This is a genomic window from Pseudomonas sp. NPDC090752 (genome assembly GCF_055584805.1).
Window position 1 is genome coordinate 201317 of sequence record NZ_JBVJLI010000007.1, and the last position, 16307, is coordinate 217623.

The 16307-nt window shown below is 61.9% G+C and carries 15 protein-coding genes; 3 read left to right on the forward strand and 12 right to left on the reverse strand.

Annotated features, from left to right (window positions below):
- Positions 1 to 110: 110 nt before the first annotated feature.
- The 3 genes from cysN to ACZ6YA_RS12305 form a co-directional block, all read right to left on the reverse strand.
- The gene (cysN, locus tag ACZ6YA_RS12295; RefSeq protein WP_465897374.1) at positions 111 to 2012 is read right to left on the reverse strand and encodes a sulfate adenylyltransferase subunit CysN; all 1902 of its coding nucleotides are present in this window, start codon (positions 2010 to 2012) and stop codon (positions 111 to 113) included.
- A gap of 15 nt (positions 2013 to 2027) precedes the next feature.
- Entirely contained in the window at positions 2028 to 2945 is a 918-nt protein-coding gene (gene cysD / locus ACZ6YA_RS12300) for a sulfate adenylyltransferase subunit CysD (RefSeq protein WP_060508578.1), read from the reverse strand.
- A 256-nt stretch (positions 2946 to 3201) separates the two neighbouring features.
- Positions 3202 to 3960, reverse strand: coding sequence for a Nif3-like dinuclear metal center hexameric protein (locus tag ACZ6YA_RS12305; protein ID WP_465897375.1), 759 nt, complete (start codon positions 3958 to 3960; stop codon positions 3202 to 3204).
- A 157-nt stretch (positions 3961 to 4117) separates the two neighbouring features.
- On the opposite strand from ACZ6YA_RS12305, the gene algW reads away from it, so the two are divergent.
- Positions 4118 to 5281: a Do family serine endopeptidase AlgW gene (algW, locus tag ACZ6YA_RS12310; protein ID WP_465897376.1), complete on the forward strand. Its 1164-nt coding sequence runs from the start codon at positions 4118 to 4120 to the stop codon at positions 5279 to 5281.
- Between the two features lie 33 nt (positions 5282 to 5314).
- Here algW and ACZ6YA_RS12315 read toward each other — a convergent pair whose 3' ends face one another.
- The 4 genes from ACZ6YA_RS12315 to ACZ6YA_RS12330 form a co-directional block, all read right to left on the reverse strand.
- On the reverse strand, positions 5315 to 6079 hold the full coding sequence (locus ACZ6YA_RS12315; RefSeq protein ID WP_054899237.1) for an amino acid ABC transporter ATP-binding protein: 765 nt from the start codon (positions 6077 to 6079) through the stop codon (positions 5315 to 5317).
- A gap of 10 nt (positions 6080 to 6089) precedes the next feature.
- Positions 6090 to 7187: an amino acid ABC transporter permease gene (locus ACZ6YA_RS12320; RefSeq protein WP_465897377.1), complete on the reverse strand. Its 1098-nt coding sequence runs from the start codon at positions 7185 to 7187 to the stop codon at positions 6090 to 6092.
- Between the two features lie 10 nt (positions 7188 to 7197).
- Entirely contained in the window at positions 7198 to 8376 is a 1179-nt protein-coding gene (locus ACZ6YA_RS12325) for an amino acid ABC transporter permease (RefSeq protein ID WP_465897379.1), read from the reverse strand.
- Positions 8377 to 8443: 67 nt separating this feature from the next.
- Positions 8444 to 9472: an amino acid ABC transporter substrate-binding protein gene (locus ACZ6YA_RS12330; RefSeq protein WP_387525791.1), complete on the reverse strand. Its 1029-nt coding sequence runs from the start codon at positions 9470 to 9472 to the stop codon at positions 8444 to 8446.
- Between the two features lie 331 nt (positions 9473 to 9803).
- On the opposite strand from ACZ6YA_RS12330, the gene ACZ6YA_RS12335 reads away from it, so the two are divergent.
- Together ACZ6YA_RS12335 and rhlB are read left to right on the forward strand one after the other, a co-directional pair.
- On the forward strand, positions 9804 to 10460 hold the full coding sequence (locus ACZ6YA_RS12335; RefSeq protein ID WP_465897380.1) for an alpha/beta hydrolase: 657 nt from the start codon (positions 9804 to 9806) through the stop codon (positions 10458 to 10460).
- A gap of 100 nt (positions 10461 to 10560) precedes the next feature.
- Positions 10561 to 12021, forward strand: a complete 1461-nt coding sequence (gene rhlB / locus ACZ6YA_RS12340; protein ID WP_465897381.1) for an ATP-dependent RNA helicase RhlB — start codon at positions 10561 to 10563, stop codon at positions 12019 to 12021.
- Between the two features lie 113 nt (positions 12022 to 12134).
- Here rhlB and moaE read toward each other — a convergent pair whose 3' ends face one another.
- From moaE to ACZ6YA_RS12365, 5 genes are all read right to left on the reverse strand, one after another.
- Positions 12135 to 12581, reverse strand: coding sequence for a molybdopterin synthase catalytic subunit MoaE (gene moaE / locus ACZ6YA_RS12345; protein WP_465897382.1), 447 nt, complete (start codon positions 12579 to 12581; stop codon positions 12135 to 12137).
- 2 nt (positions 12582 to 12583) lie between these two features.
- Positions 12584 to 12829 (reverse strand): molybdopterin converting factor subunit 1, encoded by a 246-nt coding sequence (gene moaD, locus ACZ6YA_RS12350; protein ID WP_465897383.1) that lies wholly within the window; start codon positions 12827 to 12829, stop codon positions 12584 to 12586.
- Positions 12829 to 13299: a cyclic pyranopterin monophosphate synthase MoaC gene (gene moaC, locus ACZ6YA_RS12355; RefSeq protein WP_465897384.1), complete on the reverse strand. Its 471-nt coding sequence runs from the start codon at positions 13297 to 13299 to the stop codon at positions 12829 to 12831. The genes moaD and moaC overlap by 1 nt, the downstream gene beginning before the upstream one ends.
- Positions 13300 to 13395: 96 nt before the next feature.
- Positions 13396 to 14790, reverse strand: coding sequence for a PhoH family protein (locus ACZ6YA_RS12360; RefSeq protein ID WP_465897385.1), 1395 nt, complete (start codon positions 14788 to 14790; stop codon positions 13396 to 13398).
- 281 nt (positions 14791 to 15071) lie between these two features.
- On the reverse strand, positions 15072 to 16199 hold the full coding sequence (locus ACZ6YA_RS12365; protein WP_465897386.1) for a polysaccharide deacetylase family protein: 1128 nt from the start codon (positions 16197 to 16199) through the stop codon (positions 15072 to 15074).
- Between the last annotated feature and the right edge of the window lie 108 nt (positions 16200 to 16307).

The following is a 16307-nucleotide window of genomic DNA, read 5'->3' on the forward strand; positions in this document are numbered from 1 at the left end:
AAGAAGTAGGGGTGGTGACCACCTGGTGTCGGTCTTAAGTTATAGGGTGGTGCGTAAATCCCCCCATAAAAAAACCCCGCCGAAGCGGGGTTTATTACAAGTAACAATACTTAGATCGCACCACGCTGACGCAGCACATCCAGCACCTGCTTCACACCCTCTTCAACACTGGTGTTCTGTGTATCGATCACCAGATCAGCATCCAGCGGCACATCGTACGGGAAGCTCTCCCCCGGGATGTTGTCGCCACCGGCAGCGTACAGGCCTTGAGGATCGCGCTCACGGCAAGCCAATGGCGAGGCCTGCACGTAAACGGTCACAAGACGCTCCTTGCCGATCAACGCCTTGGCTTGCTCGCGACCTTCGGCATCCGGGGCAACGAATGCGGCCAGGGTCAGCAGGCCGGCTTCGTTGAACTGGCGCGCCACATGGGCGGCGCGGCGCCAGTTCTCGGTGCGACCGGCGCGGTCTTGCGGCAGGCCCTTGTTCAGGTCGTGGCGCAGGTTCTGGCCATCGAGCACGTACACCGCACGGCCCATGTCGAACAGCTTGCGCTCCACGGCGTAGGCCAGGGTGCTCTTACCCGCGCCGGACAAGCCGCTGAACAGCACGGTGGCTGGCTGCTGGCCGAAACGCAGGGCACGTTCTTCGGTGGCCACGTGGGCCTGCTTGCCATGCTGGCCAGAACCACCATGCGGCAGGACCGGCTGGGCGATGATCATGCCGGCGCCGACGGTGCCGTTGGTCAGGCGGTCAATGACGATGAACGCGCCGGTGGTGCGGTTGCTGTCGTAACCGTCCAGGGCGATGGCGCTATCCAGCGCTACCTTGACGCGACCAATCTCGTTCAACTGCAGCGCGCTGGCGGCATTCTGCTCGAGGGTGTTCACATCGACCTTGTGGGTAATGCTGGCAATCGAGCCCGGCACGTAGCTGGTGGCGCGCTTGATGTCATATTTCTTGCCAGGGAGCATCGGCTCTTCGGCCATCCACACCAGCATGGCGTCGAACTGGTCAGTGACTGGTGGGACGTTGTCGGCATGCACCAGCAGGTCGCCACGGGAGATGTCGATCTCGTCTTCCATGGTCAGAGTCACGGCCTGGCCTGGGCCGGCGTTTTCCAGCTCACCTTCATAGGTGACGATGGATTTGACCCGGCTGCTCTTGCCCGACGGCAGCACGACGATTTCGTCGCCCTTGTGCACCACGCCGCTGGCGAGGGTGCCGGCGAAACCGCGGAAGTTCAGGTTTGGGCGGTTGACGTACTGCACCGGGAAACGCAGGTCAGTGAAATTGCGGTCGGCCGCCACTTCGACAGTTTCGAGGATTTCCATCAGCGTCGGGCCGGCATACCACGGCGACTGTTCGCTATGGTTGACCACGTTGTCACCCTTGAGCGCCGACATCGGCACGAAGTGCAGGCTGCTCGGGGTCAGGTTGATGGCTTCTGCGAACTTCAAGTAATCAGCTTTGATTTCCTCGAAGACCCCTTCATCGAAGCCCTTGAGGTCCATCTTGTTGACCGCGACGACGATGTGCTTGATGCCCAGCAACGAGGCGATGTAGCTATGGCGACGGGTCTGGGTCTGCACGCCGTAACGGGCATCGACCAGGATGATCGCCAGGTCACAGGTGGACGCACCGGTGGCCATGTTGCGGGTGTACTGCTCGTGGCCCGGGGTGTCGGCGATGATGAACTTGCGCTTGGCGGTGGAGAAGTAGCGGTAGGCGACATCGATGGTGATGCCCTGCTCGCGCTCGGCCTGCAGGCCGTCGACCAGCAGCGCCAGGTCGACTTCTTCGCCCGTGGTGCCGGACTTCTTCGAATCACGGGTGATGGCTTCGAGGTGGTCCTCGTAGATCATCTTGGAGTCGTGCAGCAGGCGCCCGATCAGGGTGCTCTTGCCGTCATCCACGTTGCCGCAGGTGAGGAAACGCAGCAGTTCTTTACGCTCGTGCTGAGCCAGATAAGCGAGGATGTCTTCGCTGATCAAATCGGATTGGTGCGACATGGAGTAACCCTGAAATTAGAAGTAGCCCTGACGTTTTTTATCTTCCATGGAACCGGCGCCATCGTGGTCGATGACTCGGCCCTGGCGCTCGGAAGTGCGCGTCAGGAGCATTTCCTGAATGATGTCGGTCAGCGTCTCGGCTTCCGACTCGACCGCACCCGTCAGCGGGTAGCAGCCAAGGGTACGGAAACGCACCTTCTTCTTGACGATGCGCGCTTTCTCTTCCTCGGACAGGTGTTCGAGGATGCGATCGTCGTCGATCATGATCAGGGTGCCGTTCTTCTCGATGACTTCACGCTCGGCGGCGAAATACAGCGGCACGATCGGGATGCCTTCGAGGTAGATGTACTGCCAGATGTCCAGCTCGGTCCAGTTCGACAGCGGGAAGACGCGAATCGACTCGCCTTTGTTGACCTTACCGTTGTACACGTTCCACAGCTCGGGGCGCTGGTTCTTCGGGTCCCAGCGGTGCTTGCTGTCACGGAACGAGTAGACACGCTCCTTGGCCCGCGACTTCTCTTCGTCGCGGCGCGCGCCACCGAAGGCGGCGTCGAAACCATGCTTGTCCAGTGCCTGCTTGAGGCCCTGGGTCTTCATGATGTCGGTGTGCTTGGAGCTGCCATGGGTGAACGGGTTGATGCCCTGCGCCACACCCTCTGGGTTGACGTGGGTGATCAGCTCCAGGCCCATTTCCTCGACCATCTTGTCGCGGAAGCTGTACATCTCCTGGAATTTCCACTGGGTGTCGACGTGCATCACCGGGAACGGCAGTTTGCCCGGGAAGAAGGCCTTGCGCGCCAGGTGCAGCATCACGGCGGAATCCTTGCCGATCGAGTACAGCATCACCGGGTTGTCGAACTCGGCGGCCACCTCGCGGATGATGTGGATGCTTTCCGCCTCCAGCTGTTTCAAGTGCGTCAGTTTGTCGACCATGGCTACTCACGAAAAACGATCTTATGGACGGCCAGCGGGCCGTGTTCGAGCGAGCCACTTTATCACAGCGGCTGATTCTATTTAGGCGACGGACTAGATCGAAAAGGTCTAACGATATGACTGGGGGTTTGGCGGAAAGGGGCCGCTGTGCAGCCCATTCGCGGGGCAAGCCCGCTCCCACAGGTATCCTACAAACTGGAGGACTGCACAAATCTTGTGGGAACGGGCTTGCCCCGCGAAATAGACAACACCGATATCAGATCGGGTTCGGGCAATCGATGAACAGGTGCTCCAGGGCAAAGCGCCGGGCCAGGTAATCCCCCAGCGCCTGCACGCCATAGCGCTCGGTGGCATGGTGCCCGGCGGCAATGAAGCTGACGCCATTTTCGCGGGCGCTGTGGTAGGTCTGCTCGGACGCTTCGCCACTGATGAACAGGTCCACGCCGGCCGCAATCGCGGTATCGATGTAGCCCTGGCCACCGCCGGTGCACCAGCCGACCCGACGGATCACCGCGTCCCCTTCGACCAGCAGCGGCTCGCGCCCCATGACTTCCTGAACACGTCGGGCGAAGTCCCGCGCGGTCATCGGCTCGGCCAGCGAACCGACCAGCCCGACCACTTTGGGGTTTTCCGGGTCCAACGGCCCTTCCACGGTGATGTCCAGCTGCCGCGCCAGCTGCACGTTGTTGCCCACTTCCGGGTGCACGTCCAAAGGAAGATGAAATGCCAGCAGGCTGATGTCGTGCTTGAGCAGCGTCTTCAAGCGACGCTGTTTGATCCCGGTGATGCACGGGTTCTCGCCCTTCCAGAAATAGCCGTGGTGCACCAGCACCAGGTCGGCCTCGGCCTCGACCGCCGCGTCCAGCAGTGCCTGGCTGGCGGTAACGCCGCTGACGATGCGGCTGACCTGCGGCCGGCCTTCGACCTGCAGGCCATTGGGGCAGTAATCCTGGATTTTCGCACTGCCCAGGTAGCGTTCGGCTTCCTCGACCAGGGTATTGAGGGCAACGGCCATGGAAATCTCCTCGAAATCTGCACGTTCAACGGGAGCAACGCCCGTATACTGGCGGCCATTATGGGCCGTCGCCGGCGTCGGGGAAACCGGTGTATGATCGCGCGCGCTTGCGCCCCGCTGCGCCACAATGGCTCTCGCCCACTCCCAGGATTCGTTCATGTTCAAGGCTTTGCGTTACTTTGGCTGGCCCCTGCTTACCGGCATTCTGATCGCCGTATTGATCATCCAGCGCTTCCCGCAATGGGTCGGCTTGCCCAGCCAGGACGTCAACCTGCAACAGGCGCCGCAGACCACGCAGATCATGCAGGGCCCGGTGTCCTATGCCGACGCGGTGACCCTCGCCGCACCGGCGGTGGTCAACCTGTACACCACCAAAGTGGTGAACAAGAGCGCCCACCCGCTGTTCGAAGACCCGCAGTTCCGCCGCTTCTTCGGCGACAACCTGCCCAAGCAGAAGCGCTGGGAGTCGAGCCTGGGCTCGGCGGTGATCATGAGCCCCGAGGGTTACCTGCTGACCAACAACCACGTCACCAGCGGCGCCGACCAGATCGTAGTGGCGCTCAAGGACGGCCGCGAAACCCTGGCCCGGGTGATCGGCAGCGACCCTGAGACCGACCTCGCGGTATTGAAAATCGACCTCAAGAGCCTGCCGGCGATCACCATCGGCCGCTCTGACAACATCCATATCGGTGACGTCACCCTGGCCATTGGTAACCCCTTCGGCGTCGGCCAGACCGTCACCATGGGCATCATCAGCGCCACCGGCCGCAATCAGCTGGGCCTGAACAACTACGAAGATTTCATCCAGACCGACGCTGCGATCAACCCGGGCAACTCCGGCGGCGCACTGGTCGATGCCAACGGCAACCTGGTGGGCATCAACACGGCGATCTTCTCCAAGTCCGGCGGTTCGCAGGGCATCGGCTTCGCCATCCCGGTCAAGCTGGCCCTGGAAGTGATGAAGTCGATCGTCGAGCACGGCCAGGTAATCCGTGGCTGGCTGGGCATCGAAGTACAGCCGCTGAGCCAGGAGCTGGCCGAATCGTTCGGCATGCGGGGGCGCCCCGGTATCGTGGTGGCGGGCATCTTCCGCGATGGCCCGGCGGCGAAGGCCGGGTTGCAGCTGGGTGATGTGATCCTCAGCATCAATGGCGAGCCGGCCGGTGACGGGCGCAAGTCGATGAACCAGGTGGCGCGGATCAAGCCCAACGAGAAAATCACCATCGAGGTGGTGCGCAACGGGCAGCAGTTGAAGCTGATCGCAGAAGTGGGGCTGCGGCCGCCACCGGCTCCAGCAGCCGCCCAGGAAGAAGAGAAATAAAGAATTGGGGCCGCTTATGCGGCCCCAGTTGCATCAATGCAGGATCTGGCTGAGGAACAATTTGGTCCGGTCACTGCGCGGCCGGTCGAAGAAATCATCCGGCGCGGCCTGCTCCACGATCTCCCCCTTGTCCATGAAGATCACCCGGTTCGCCACGGTGCGGGCAAAGCCCATCTCATGGGTTACGCAGAGCATGGTCATGCCGTCCTCGGCCAGGCCGACCATGGTGTCGAGCACTTCCTTGACCATTTCCGGATCGAGCGCCGAGGTCGGCTCATCGAACAGCATGATCTTCGGCTTCATGCACAGCGCCCGGGCAATCGCCACGCGCTGCTGCTGGCCACCGGACAACTGCCCAGGAAACTTGTGCGCCTGCTCCGGGATGCGTACCCGCTCCAGATAATGCATGGCGATTTCTTCGGCCTTGCGCCGCGGCATCTTGCGTACCCACATGGGCGCCAGGGTGCAGTTTTCCAGGATGGTCAGGTGTGGGAACAGGTTGAAGTGCTGGAACACCATGCCCACTTCGCGGCGGATCGCTTCGATCTGCTTGAGGTCGTTGGTCAGCTCCACGCCATCGACCACGATACGTCCCTGCTGGTGCTCTTCAAGGCGGTTGAGGCAGCGGATGGTGGTCGACTTGCCCGAGCCGGACGGCCCGCACAACACGATACGCTCACCCTGACGCACGTTCAGGTTGATGTCCTTGAGCACATGGAACTGGCCATACCACTTGTTCACGCCCTGCATCTGGATGATGCCTTCGGGGCCGGCAGGCTGCTTGATCGCTTCACTCATTTAGAAACTCCTAACGCTTGTGGCCAGTGTCCAGCTTGCGCTCCAGGTGCATGGAGTAGCGGGACATACCGAAACAGAAGATCCAGAACACCAGGGCGGCAAACACGTAGCCCTCGGTGGCCATGCCCAGCCAGGCCGGATCGGCGGCGGCTTGCTTGACGCTGTTGAGCAGGTCGAACAGGCCGATGATGATCACCAGGCTGGTGTCCTTGAACAGGGCGATGAAGGTATTGACGATGCCGGGAATCACCAGCTTCAGGGCTTGTGGCAGGATCACCAGGCCCATCGAACGCCAGTAGCCCAGGCCCATGGCCGCAGCCGCTTCGTACTGGCCCTTGGGGATGGCTTGCAGGCCGCCGCGCACCACTTCGGCGATGTACGCCGACTGGAACAGGATCACGCCGATCATCGCCCGCAGCAGTTTGTCGAAGCTCATGCCTTCGGGCAGGAACAGCGGCAGCATCACCGACGACATGAACAGCACGGTGATCAACGGCACGCCCCGCCAGAACTCGATGAAGGTCACGCAGACTACCTTCACCGCCGGCATCCGCGAACGCCGCCCAAGGGCCAGCAAGATCCCCAGGGGCAAGGCACCGACAATGCCCACGGTGGCGATCACCAGGGTCAGCATCAGCCCACCCCACTGGCTGGTCGGCACGCTTTCCAGGCCCAGGTAGCCGCCATGCAGCAGCGTGTAGGCGAGGATCGGGTACAACACCAGGAAGCCCAGGCCGTAAACGGCCTTGCGCGGGAAACGCTTGATGAACAGCGGCGCTGCGCCCAGCACGGCGAGCCACACGGTCAGGTCCACGCGCCAGCGCAGTTCGGCTGGGTAGTAGCCATACATGAACTGGCCGAAGCGCTGCTGGATGAACACCCAGCAGGCGCCCTCTTTCGTGCAGTCGGCACGGGTGGTGCCGACCCAGTTGGCGTCGATCAGTGCCCACTGCAGCAGCGGCGGCACGATCAGCCACACCAGGTATACGGCGAACAGGGTCAGCAGGGTGTTGAGCCAGCTGGAGAACAGGTTGGCACGCATCCAGGCGAGCATGCCGACAGTTTTTACCGGTGGCGGCATGTCAGGTTTGAAAACATGAGCATTCACGGGCGTATCCTCACCGCTCGATCAGCGCAATGCGCTTGTTGTACCAGTTCATCAGCAGCGAAATGCTGATGCTGATGGCGAGATAGACACTCATGGTGATGGCAATCACCTCGATGGCCTGGCCGGTTTGGTTGAGCACGGTACCGGCGAACAGCGAGACCATCTCTGGGTAGCCGATACCGGCCGCCAGCGACGAGTTCTTCGCCAGGTTCAGGTACTGGCTGGTCAGCGGTGGGATGATCACCCGCAGTGCCTGGGGGATGATGACTTTGCGCAGGGTCGGGCCCTCGCGCAGGCCGAGCGAACGGGCCGCTTCGGTCTGGCCATGGCTGACCGAGCGAATGCCCGAGCGCACGATCTCGGCAATGAACGCAGCGGTATAGATCGTCAGTGCTAGGGTCAGCGCCAGCAGTTCGGGAATCAGCACCCAGCCACCGACGAAGTTGAAGCCCTTCAGCTGCGGCACTTCCCAGTGCACCGGGCTGCCGAACAGCAACGCACACAGCCCTGGGATGGCAATGAACAGCGCCAGGCCCACCCAGAACTTGTGGAACGGCTCGCCGGTCTCGTTGAAGCGCTTGTTGGCAAGCCGCACCATCACCACGATGGCCACGATCGCCAGGACCACGGCGACCACGAACGGCCAGAAGCCTTCGGCCATCGAGGCGCCGGGCATGTTCAGGCCACGGTTGCTGATGAAGAACATGTCGTCGATGTTGATGCTGCCCCTCGGCCCCGGCAGGGTCAGGAACACCGCGAAATACCAGAACAGGATCTGCAGCAACGGCGGGATATTGCGGAAGGTTTCCACATACACCGTCGCCAGCTTGTTGATCATCCAGTTCGGTGACAGCCGCGCCACCCCGATGATGAAGCCCAGGATGGTCGCCAGGATGACGCCGATGAAGGTCACCAGCAGCGTGTTGAGCAGGCCGATGACGAATACTCGCGCGTAGCTGTCGGACTCCACATAGGGAATCAGATGCTGGGCGATGCCGAAGCCGGCGCTGCGGTCGAGAAAGTCGAAACCGGAGGTAATCCCCCGGTGTTGCAGGTTGGTTTGCGTGTTGTGGAACAGGTACCAGCCCAGGCCCACCACGAAGAGGATCGTGAGAATCTGGAACAGCCACGCGCGCACACGCGGATCGTTCAGGGATAGCCCCTTTTGTGCGCCGATTCGATTTTGCATGAAGTGCCCCGGACAGTAGGGATTCGAACAGCCTGCGACGGCGGAATGCCGCCGCAGGGCGCAACCATCAGCGCACCGGTGGCGCGTACTGGATGCCGCCGTTGTTCCACAGGGCATTCATGCCACGGTCGATCTTCAAGTCAGTGCTCTGGCCCAGGTTCTTCTCGAACACTTCGCCATAGTTGCCCACTTGCTTGACGATCTGCACTACCCAGTCCTTAGGCAGCTTGAGGTCTTTGCCGTACTCACCGTCAGCGCCCAGCAGGCGGGCGTTGTCCGGGTTCTTGGTGGACTTGGCTTCGGCCTCGACCGTTTTCGAGGTGATACCCGCCTCTTCGGCATTGAGCATGGCGAACAGGGTCCACTTGACGATGCTGAACCACTCCTCGTCGCCTTTGCGCACCACCGGGCCCAGCGGTTCCTTGGAGATGGTCTCCGGCAGCACCACGTAGTCGGTCGGCGCAGCCAGCTTGGAGCGCTGGGCGAACAGCTGCGACTTGTCCGAGGTCAGCACGTCGCAACGGCCCGATTCCAGCGACTTGGCGCTTTCGTCGGAGGTGTCGAAGGTGATCGGGGTGTACTTCAGGCCATTGGCGCGGAAGTAGTCGGAGACGTTCAGCTCGGTGGTGGTGCCGGCCTGGATACAGATGGTCGCGCCGTCGAGTTCCTTGGCGCTGGAAACACCGAGCTTCTTGTTGACCAGGAAGCCCACGCCGTCATAGTAGGTGACCCCGGCGAACACCAGGCCCATGCCGGCATCGCGCGAGCTGGTCCAGGTGGTGTTGCGTGACAGCACGTCGACTTCGCCGGACTGCAGCGCAGTGAAGCGTTCCTTGGCGTTGAGCTGGCTGAACTTGACCTTGGTGGCGTCGCCGAACACGGCGGCGGCCACGGCACGGCACACGTCGGCATCGATACCGACGATCTTGCCCTGCGCATCAGGTACCGAGAAGCCTGGAAGACCGTCGCTCACGCCACACTGGACGAAGCCCTTCTTCTTGACCGCATCGAGGGTGGCGCCGGCCTGGGCGGTGCTCACGGCGCCCAGTGCGGCGGCAGCGGTGAGGACTGCCAGGGTGGTTTTCAACATCTTCATTCACAACCTCCAAATCGCTCTTGTTGTATGAGCCGGAATTGCACCGCACCCTTATGAGGCGCATCCGACCCTTGTTGGCTTGTTTTTGGGTCAATTGGCGCAATGGACTGTTCTACGACAGCCTTCGCTTGCAAAGGGTGTTACCGTGCCGGCCTGACCCTTGCATCGAATGATTCATAGCAAACGGCGTACCACAGTCGGCGGCTAAAGCGATTAAGCCCACGTCAAGTAGGGAAAGTTGTATCGTTGCGACATTCTTTTTCTGACAATCATTTCCGGCGCCTTCTTTTTGCGCATGCCTTTACAAGATCCGCACACTTTCGGAGCAGTCATGACCAACCCGCTGATTCTCGAACCTCAGAAAACCGCAGACGCCTGTGTGATCTGGTTGCACGGCCTGGGTGCCGACCGTTACGACTTCCTACCGGTTGCCGAATTCATGCAGGAGCGCCTGCTCAGTACACGGTTCGTCATGCCACAAGCGCCGACTCGGCCAGTCACCATAAATGGCGGTTATGCCATGCCCAGCTGGTACGACATCAAGGCGATGACCCCGGCCCGCGCCATCGATGAGGCGCAGCTGGAGGAGTCCGCCGAGCAGATCATCGGGTTGATCAAGGCAGAACAAGCCAAGGGCATCAACCTGGCGCGGATCATCCTCGCCGGCTTCTCCCAAGGCGGTGCCGTGGTGCTGCATACTGCCTATATAAAGTGGCAAGAAGCGCTGGGCGGCGTCATTGCACTGTCTACCTATGCGCCCACCTTCACCGACAGCCATGAACTGAGCGCCTGCCAACAGCGCACCCCGGCCCTCTGCCTGCACGGCGTACACGACCCGGTGGTGATCCCGTCCATGGGCCGCACCGCGTTCGAGTACCTGAATACCTGGGGCGTGGCCGCGCAATGGCACGAGTACCCCATGGAACACGAAGTGGCGGTCGAAGAGCTGAGCGACATCCACGACTGGCTGAGCAAGCAACTGCAATAAGCAGTCTCACTTGTAGTCGTGGGCCTATTCCGCTACGCCGCGCCCGGATCTTGCATTACACTGCCCGGCGTACATTCCTTAATCAGTTGATGAGACGATCGTGCTCAAGGCACTTAAAAAAATCTTCGGCAAAGGAGACGTCGCGCCCCAGGCCGTCGCTCCTGCTGCCAGCGCCACGCCGCCCGCGCCCGCCGCGGCCCCCGTGGCCAAGCCCGAGCCGCAGCCCCGCCAGCCGCGCCCCAAACCCGCCGCCAAGGCCCAAGTGCCTGACGCAACGCCCGCTGCCGAGCAGCCGGCCAAGGACAAACCGCGCCGCGAGCGCAAACCGAAGCCCCAGGCCAGCCTGTGGAAACCGGAAGACTTCGTGGTCGAGCCGCAGGACGGCAAGACCCGCTTCCACGACTTCAAGTTGTCCAACGAGCTGATGCACGCCATCCACGACCTGGGCTTCCCGTACTGCACGCCGATCCAGGCCCAGGTGCTGGGCTACACCCTGCGTGGCCAGGACGCCATCGGCCGCGCCCAGACCGGCACCGGCAAGACCGCCGCGTTCCTGATTTCGATCATCGCCCAGCTGCAGCAGACGCCACCGCCCAAGGAACGCTACATGGGCGAGCCGCGCGCGCTGATCATCGCGCCGACCCGCGAGCTGGTAGTACAAATCGCCAAGGACGCCGCCGCCCTGACCAAGTACAGCGGCCTGAACGTGATGACCTTCGTCGGCGGCATGGACTTCGACAAGCAGCTCAAGTCCCTGGAGGCCCGCCACTGCGACATCCTGGTAGCCACCCCGGGCCGTCTGCTGGACTTCAACCAGCGCGGTGACGTGCACCTGGACATGGTCGAGGTGATGGTGCTGGACGAAGCCGACCGCATGCTCGACATGGGCTTCATCCCGCAGGTCCGGCAGATCATCCGCCAGACCCCGCCGAAGAGCGAACGCCAGACCCTGCTGTTCTCCGCCACCTTCACCGACGACGTGATGAACCTGGCCAAACAGTGGACCACGGACCCGGCGATCGTCGAGATCGAACCGGAGAACGTCGCCAGCGAAACCGTCGAGCAGCACGTCTATGCCGTGGCCGGCAGCGACAAATACAAGCTGCTGTACAACCTGGTGACCCAGAACAAGTGGGAACGGGTGATGGTGTTCGCCAACCGCAAGGACGAAGTGCGCCGCATCGAGGAAAAACTGGTACGCGACGGCATCAATGCCGCCCAGTTGTCAGGCGACGTACCCCAGCACAAGCGCATTCGTACCCTGGAGAATTTCCGCGAAGGGCGTGTCACCGTGCTGGTAGCGACGGACGTGGCAGGCCGTGGCATCCATATTGATGGCATCAGCCATGTGATCAACTTCACCCTGCCAGAAGACCCGGACGACTATGTGCACCGGATCGGCCGCACAGGGCGTGCGGGGGCTGACGGCGTGTCGATCAGCTTTGCCGGCGAGGATGATTCGTATCAGCTCCCTGGGATCGAGGAGCTGCTGGGGCGCAAGATCAAGTGCGAGATGCCGCCGGATGAGCTGCTCAAGCCGGTGCCGCGCAAGCACCACTGATCGGCGTCGCTCCCTTCGCGGGACAAGCCCGCTCCCACAAGGTTAGTGAAGATCTCTGTGGGAGCGGGCTTGCCCCGCGAGCCGGGGCAACGCCCCGGCCATCCACTCCAGACCTACCAGCGCCCCGCCGCATCCTGGTCACTCTGCTTCCCTTCCACCCAACGCGCCCCCTCCTGGGTATTCTCCTTCTTCCAGAACGGCGCCCGGGTTTTCAGATAATCCATGATGAAGTTGCAGGCATCGAACGCCGCCTGCCGATGCGCACTGGCCACGCCGACGAACACGATCGGCTCACCCGGCTCCAGCGCACCAATCCGATGCAGCACCTCGACCTTCAGCAATGGCCAGCGCTGCTCCGCCTCGACCACGATCTTGGCCAACGCCTTTTCGGTCATGCCTGGATAATGCTCAAGGAACATTCCCGCTACATCGCGACCGTCATTGAAATCCCGCACGTAACCGACAAATCCGACCACCGCACCCACGCCGACATTAGCGGCATGCATGGCATTGACCTCCAAGCCCGGGTCGAACGCCGCTTGCTGCACTCGCACGGCCATGATCAGCCTCCGGTGACCGGTGGAAAGAATGCCACCTCATCACCCGCATCCAGCGGCTCATCAAGCTTGCACAACTCTTCATTGCGCGCGCACATGAGGTTCTGCTCGGCCAGCACTGCGTACTGTCCGCCTTTGGCCACCAGGGCCTGGCGCACATCGTCAACCACCTTGAAATCCCCTTCCAAGCGCTCCGCGTCCACCCCGAGCAACTCTCGGTAACGGGCGAAATACATCACTTTCACATTCATCACACATCCACCTTGTAGTGGCCGCTCTTGCCACCGAGCTTCTCCAACAGGCGCACCTGCTCGATCACCATGCCTTTGTCCACGGCCTTGCACATGTCGTAGATCGTCAGCGCGGCGACACTCGCGGCAGTCAGGGCTTCCATCTCCACACCGGTCTGCCCGGCCAGCTTGCAGCGGGCGACGATATGCACCACATCCTGCCCCTCGGCGCTCAGCTCGACCTTGACGCTGGTCAGCATCAGCGGGTGGCACAGCGGGATCAGGTCACTGGTCTTCTTCGCCGCCTGAATACCGGCGATGCGCGCAACGGCGAACACATCACCCTTGGGGTGCTCACCGTCGACGATCATCTGCAGGGTCTGCGGCAGCATGCGCACCCGCGCCTCGGCCACGGCCTCGCGCTCGGTCACGGCCTTTTCGGTGACGTCGACCATGTTGGCGCGCCCCTGGGAATCAAGATGTGTCAGCACTGCTCTGCTCCTGTGAAGGGAACACAGAGTGTAAACCTGTGGGTCAGGTTTGCGCAGTGGAAAAAACCGGGCGGCGCGCCGCCCGGTGGGTGAGCGTTACAGATGCGACTCGGCGTACTCGGCCAGCACCGAGCGCGGTACACCCTGCAGGGTGATGTGCACGCCATGGGGGAAGTCCTTGAAGCGCTCGGTCAGGTAGGTCAGGCCCGAGCTGGTCGCGGACAGGTAGGGGGTGTCGATCTGCGCCAGGTTACCCAGGCAGACCACCTTGGAACCGGACCCGGCACGGGTGATGATGGTTTTCATCTGGTGCGGTGTGAGGTTCTGGCATTCGTCGATCAGGATCAGGCTCTGCTGGAAGCTGCGGCCGCGGATGTAGTTCAACGATTTGAACTGCAAGGGTACCCGTTCGAGGATGTACTCGACACTGCCGTGGGTGCTTTCGTCATCCATGTGCAGGGCTTCGAGGTTGTCGGTGATGGCGCCCAGCCACGGTTCCATCTTCTCCGCTTCGGTGCCCGGCAGGAAGCCGATCTCCTGGTCCAGCCCCTGCACACTGCGGGTGGCGATGATGCGCCGGTAACGCTTGCTGACCATGGTCTGCTCGATGGCTGCGGCCAGGGCGAGGATGGTCTTGCCGGAACCGGCGGCGCCGGTGAGGTTGACCAGGTGGATATCCGGGTCGAGCAAGGCGAACAGCGCCAGGCTTTGATGAATGTCCCGCGGCTTCAGGCCCCAGGCTTCCTGGTGCAGCAATGGCTCCTGGTGCAGGTCGAGCAATAGCAGTTCGTCATTACGGATGCCTTTTACCCAGCCGACAAACCCTTGCTCATCGATGATGAACTCGTTGATGTGCACCGCCGGCAGGTTGTCGATCATCTGCACCCGATGCCAGGTGCGCCCCCGTTCCTGACGGGTGTCGACCTTGCTGACACGGTCCCAGAACGAGCCGGCGACCGAGTGGTAGCCCTTGGACAGCAGCGACACGTCATCCACCAGCTGGTCGGTGCTGTAGTCTTCGGCGGCGATGCCACAGGCGCGCGCCTTCAGGCGCATGTTGATGTCTTTGGTGACCAGCACCACGTCGAAGTCGGTGCGCCGTGCCCGTACTTCCAGCAGTTGGTTGATGATGATGTTGTCGTTGAGGTTTTCCGGCAGCAGCTTGTTCGGCTCGTTGCGCGGGGTCATCAGGATGGACAGGAAGCCCTTGGGCCCACTCTTGTTGCGCTGGATCGGCACGCCCTGCTCGACATCGCTGGGCGAAGCGTCACCGAGGGTCTGGTCGATCAGGCGGATGGCCTGGCGACATTCGGCGGCGATGGTCTGTTTACCGGTCTTGAGCTTGTCGAGTTCCTCCAGCACCGTCATGGGGATGGCGACGTGGTGCTCCTCGAAGTTGAGTAATGCGTTGGGGTCGTGAATCAGGACGTTGGTATCGAGCACATAGAGGATTGGCTTTGCGGAGGAAGGGTTGCGTCCTTGGTCATCCATACTCGGTCACCTTATGTCGAAGCCACACGGCGCGGTCTGCTGCGCCGCAGAGTGACTGCCGTGCTCCCCGTATCCGCGTTGCTACGGGCGGGAAGTGAACCTGGCAAGGTGGGCTTGGATGACGCCACCTGTGCTGCAGGAATCGGCTGTCTGGTTTCTTCATACCGCAAAAACGATGACTAAAAAAAGCATTTTTACGTGTTGGTGAAGTTTATTTTTCCGAATGACGAACAGGGCTTGGCGGTAGCACCAGACGGGACTACAGTCAGAAGTCAGACCCGTTATTCCTGATGTCCATATTCGCGGCAATCCGCCCAACCGATGCCGCTTTGCGCAGTATTGTGCAGCAACCATTCCACCGCCGGCTGCGCCTTGGGCAGGCTGTCATGGAACTGGATCACGCCTTTGCGCCACAACAGCATCAAGGTCACAACGCGTTGCGCCGAGGCCTCGGCGGTCAACGGCCCGTCATCCTGGGCATCGATATCCCACAGCGACACGCGCAACTGCTGGCTGGCCATGAAGGCCTCGCCATCGGCCCTGCGCTGGCCATAAGGCGGGCGGAATAGCGGCACGTACTGCTCCGGCAGATCTGCCTGGACTCGCGCCTGGCTGCGCTTGAGCGAGTCCTGCCAGCCATTCCACTGGGCATGTGAGCGGTACTCCCAACCCTGAATGCCGACGCATTGCCCTTTATAAAGCTGACCCAGCGCATTCGCGGCAGCGGCATCGCGGCGTTGCTGCAAGCGGTTGCCCAGGACGAAGAACGTGCCCTGCAGCTTTTGCTTGCGCAGGTACTCGGTCAGCGTATCTGTGCTGCCACTTTCGGGGCCTGGACCACCGACGAAGGTCAGAAGAAACACCCGGTCGTTCAACTCATCGCCGTTGCGCTCACGGTTGGACAGGCGCTCGACCTCGCTGGTGGTTTGCGGCAGCAAGGACGCCTTGCGCAGCTGTTCGTCCAGATAGCGGACGTGGAACTGATGGCTGGGCTCGATCCAGCCCGTGTAGAACGTGCCGACATCGGCGGCGAACGTCGCCGCCTTGGTGCGTAAGTCAGCCATTGACTCGACCAGGTAACAGAACGATGCGTCCTGCTCGCAGCTGCGCTGTGCTTGTTGGTAACCCTGCCACAAACGCTGCCACAGGCGCGCCCTGAGTGCCCTCACCTTCTGCAGGTTGATCTGCCGCAAGCCCAGGCGCGCAGCCAGCGCACCGTCATCGAGCAGCTCACTCTCGTGCAGCACCTGGGCGAACGACAAGATCTCCGCGCGCGATGCGACATCGAACAGCGCAGGGCTGTCCAGTTGCTCCGGCCACAGGCTGCGGTCGAGGCTGGTGGGAGGCAGGGGGGCAGCCTGGACGCCGAGGCTCAATACTGAGGCCAGCAAGGCAGCGGCAATGCGCACGATCGGTCTCTCCGTGACAGCGAAACGCGCACTATAGCGCCTGCTTGGCGCATGGTCTGTGTCTATTGTCGCCATAGTTTGGCGTTCCCTCCCCCAGTCCGTAGAATC

Excerpts from the sequence above, each read along its gene's own strand:
- cysD (WP_060508578.1), bottom strand. The coding sequence starts at position 2,945 with ATGGTCGACAAACTGACGCACTTGAAACAGCTGGAGGCGGAAAGCATC.
- ACZ6YA_RS12315 (WP_054899237.1), bottom strand. The coding sequence starts at position 6,079 with ATGAGTGAAGCGATCAAGCAGCCTGCCGGCCCCGAAGGCATCATCCAG.
- ACZ6YA_RS12305 (WP_465897375.1), bottom strand. The coding sequence starts at position 3,960 with ATGGCCGTTGCCCTCAATACCCTGGTCGAGGAAGCCGAACGCTACCTG.
- cysN (WP_465897374.1), bottom strand. The coding sequence starts at position 2,012 with ATGTCGCACCAATCCGATTTGATCAGCGAAGACATCCTCGCTTATCTG.
- algW (WP_465897376.1), top strand. The coding sequence starts at position 4,118 with ATGTTCAAGGCTTTGCGTTACTTTGGCTGGCCCCTGCTTACCGGCATT.
- ACZ6YA_RS12330 (WP_387525791.1), bottom strand. The coding sequence starts at position 9,472 with ATGAAGATGTTGAAAACCACCCTGGCAGTCCTCACCGCTGCCGCCGCA.
- ACZ6YA_RS12325 (WP_465897379.1), bottom strand. The coding sequence starts at position 8,376 with ATGCAAAATCGAATCGGCGCACAAAAGGGGCTATCCCTGAACGATCCG.
- ACZ6YA_RS12335 (WP_465897380.1), top strand. The coding sequence starts at position 9,804 with ATGACCAACCCGCTGATTCTCGAACCTCAGAAAACCGCAGACGCCTGT.
- moaE (WP_465897382.1), bottom strand. The coding sequence starts at position 12,581 with ATGGCCGTGCGAGTGCAGCAAGCGGCGTTCGACCCGGGCTTGGAGGTC.
- moaD (WP_465897383.1), bottom strand. The coding sequence starts at position 12,829 with ATGAATGTGAAAGTGATGTATTTCGCCCGTTACCGAGAGTTGCTCGGG.
- ACZ6YA_RS12360 (WP_465897385.1), bottom strand. The coding sequence starts at position 14,790 with ATGGATGACCAAGGACGCAACCCTTCCTCCGCAAAGCCAATCCTCTAT.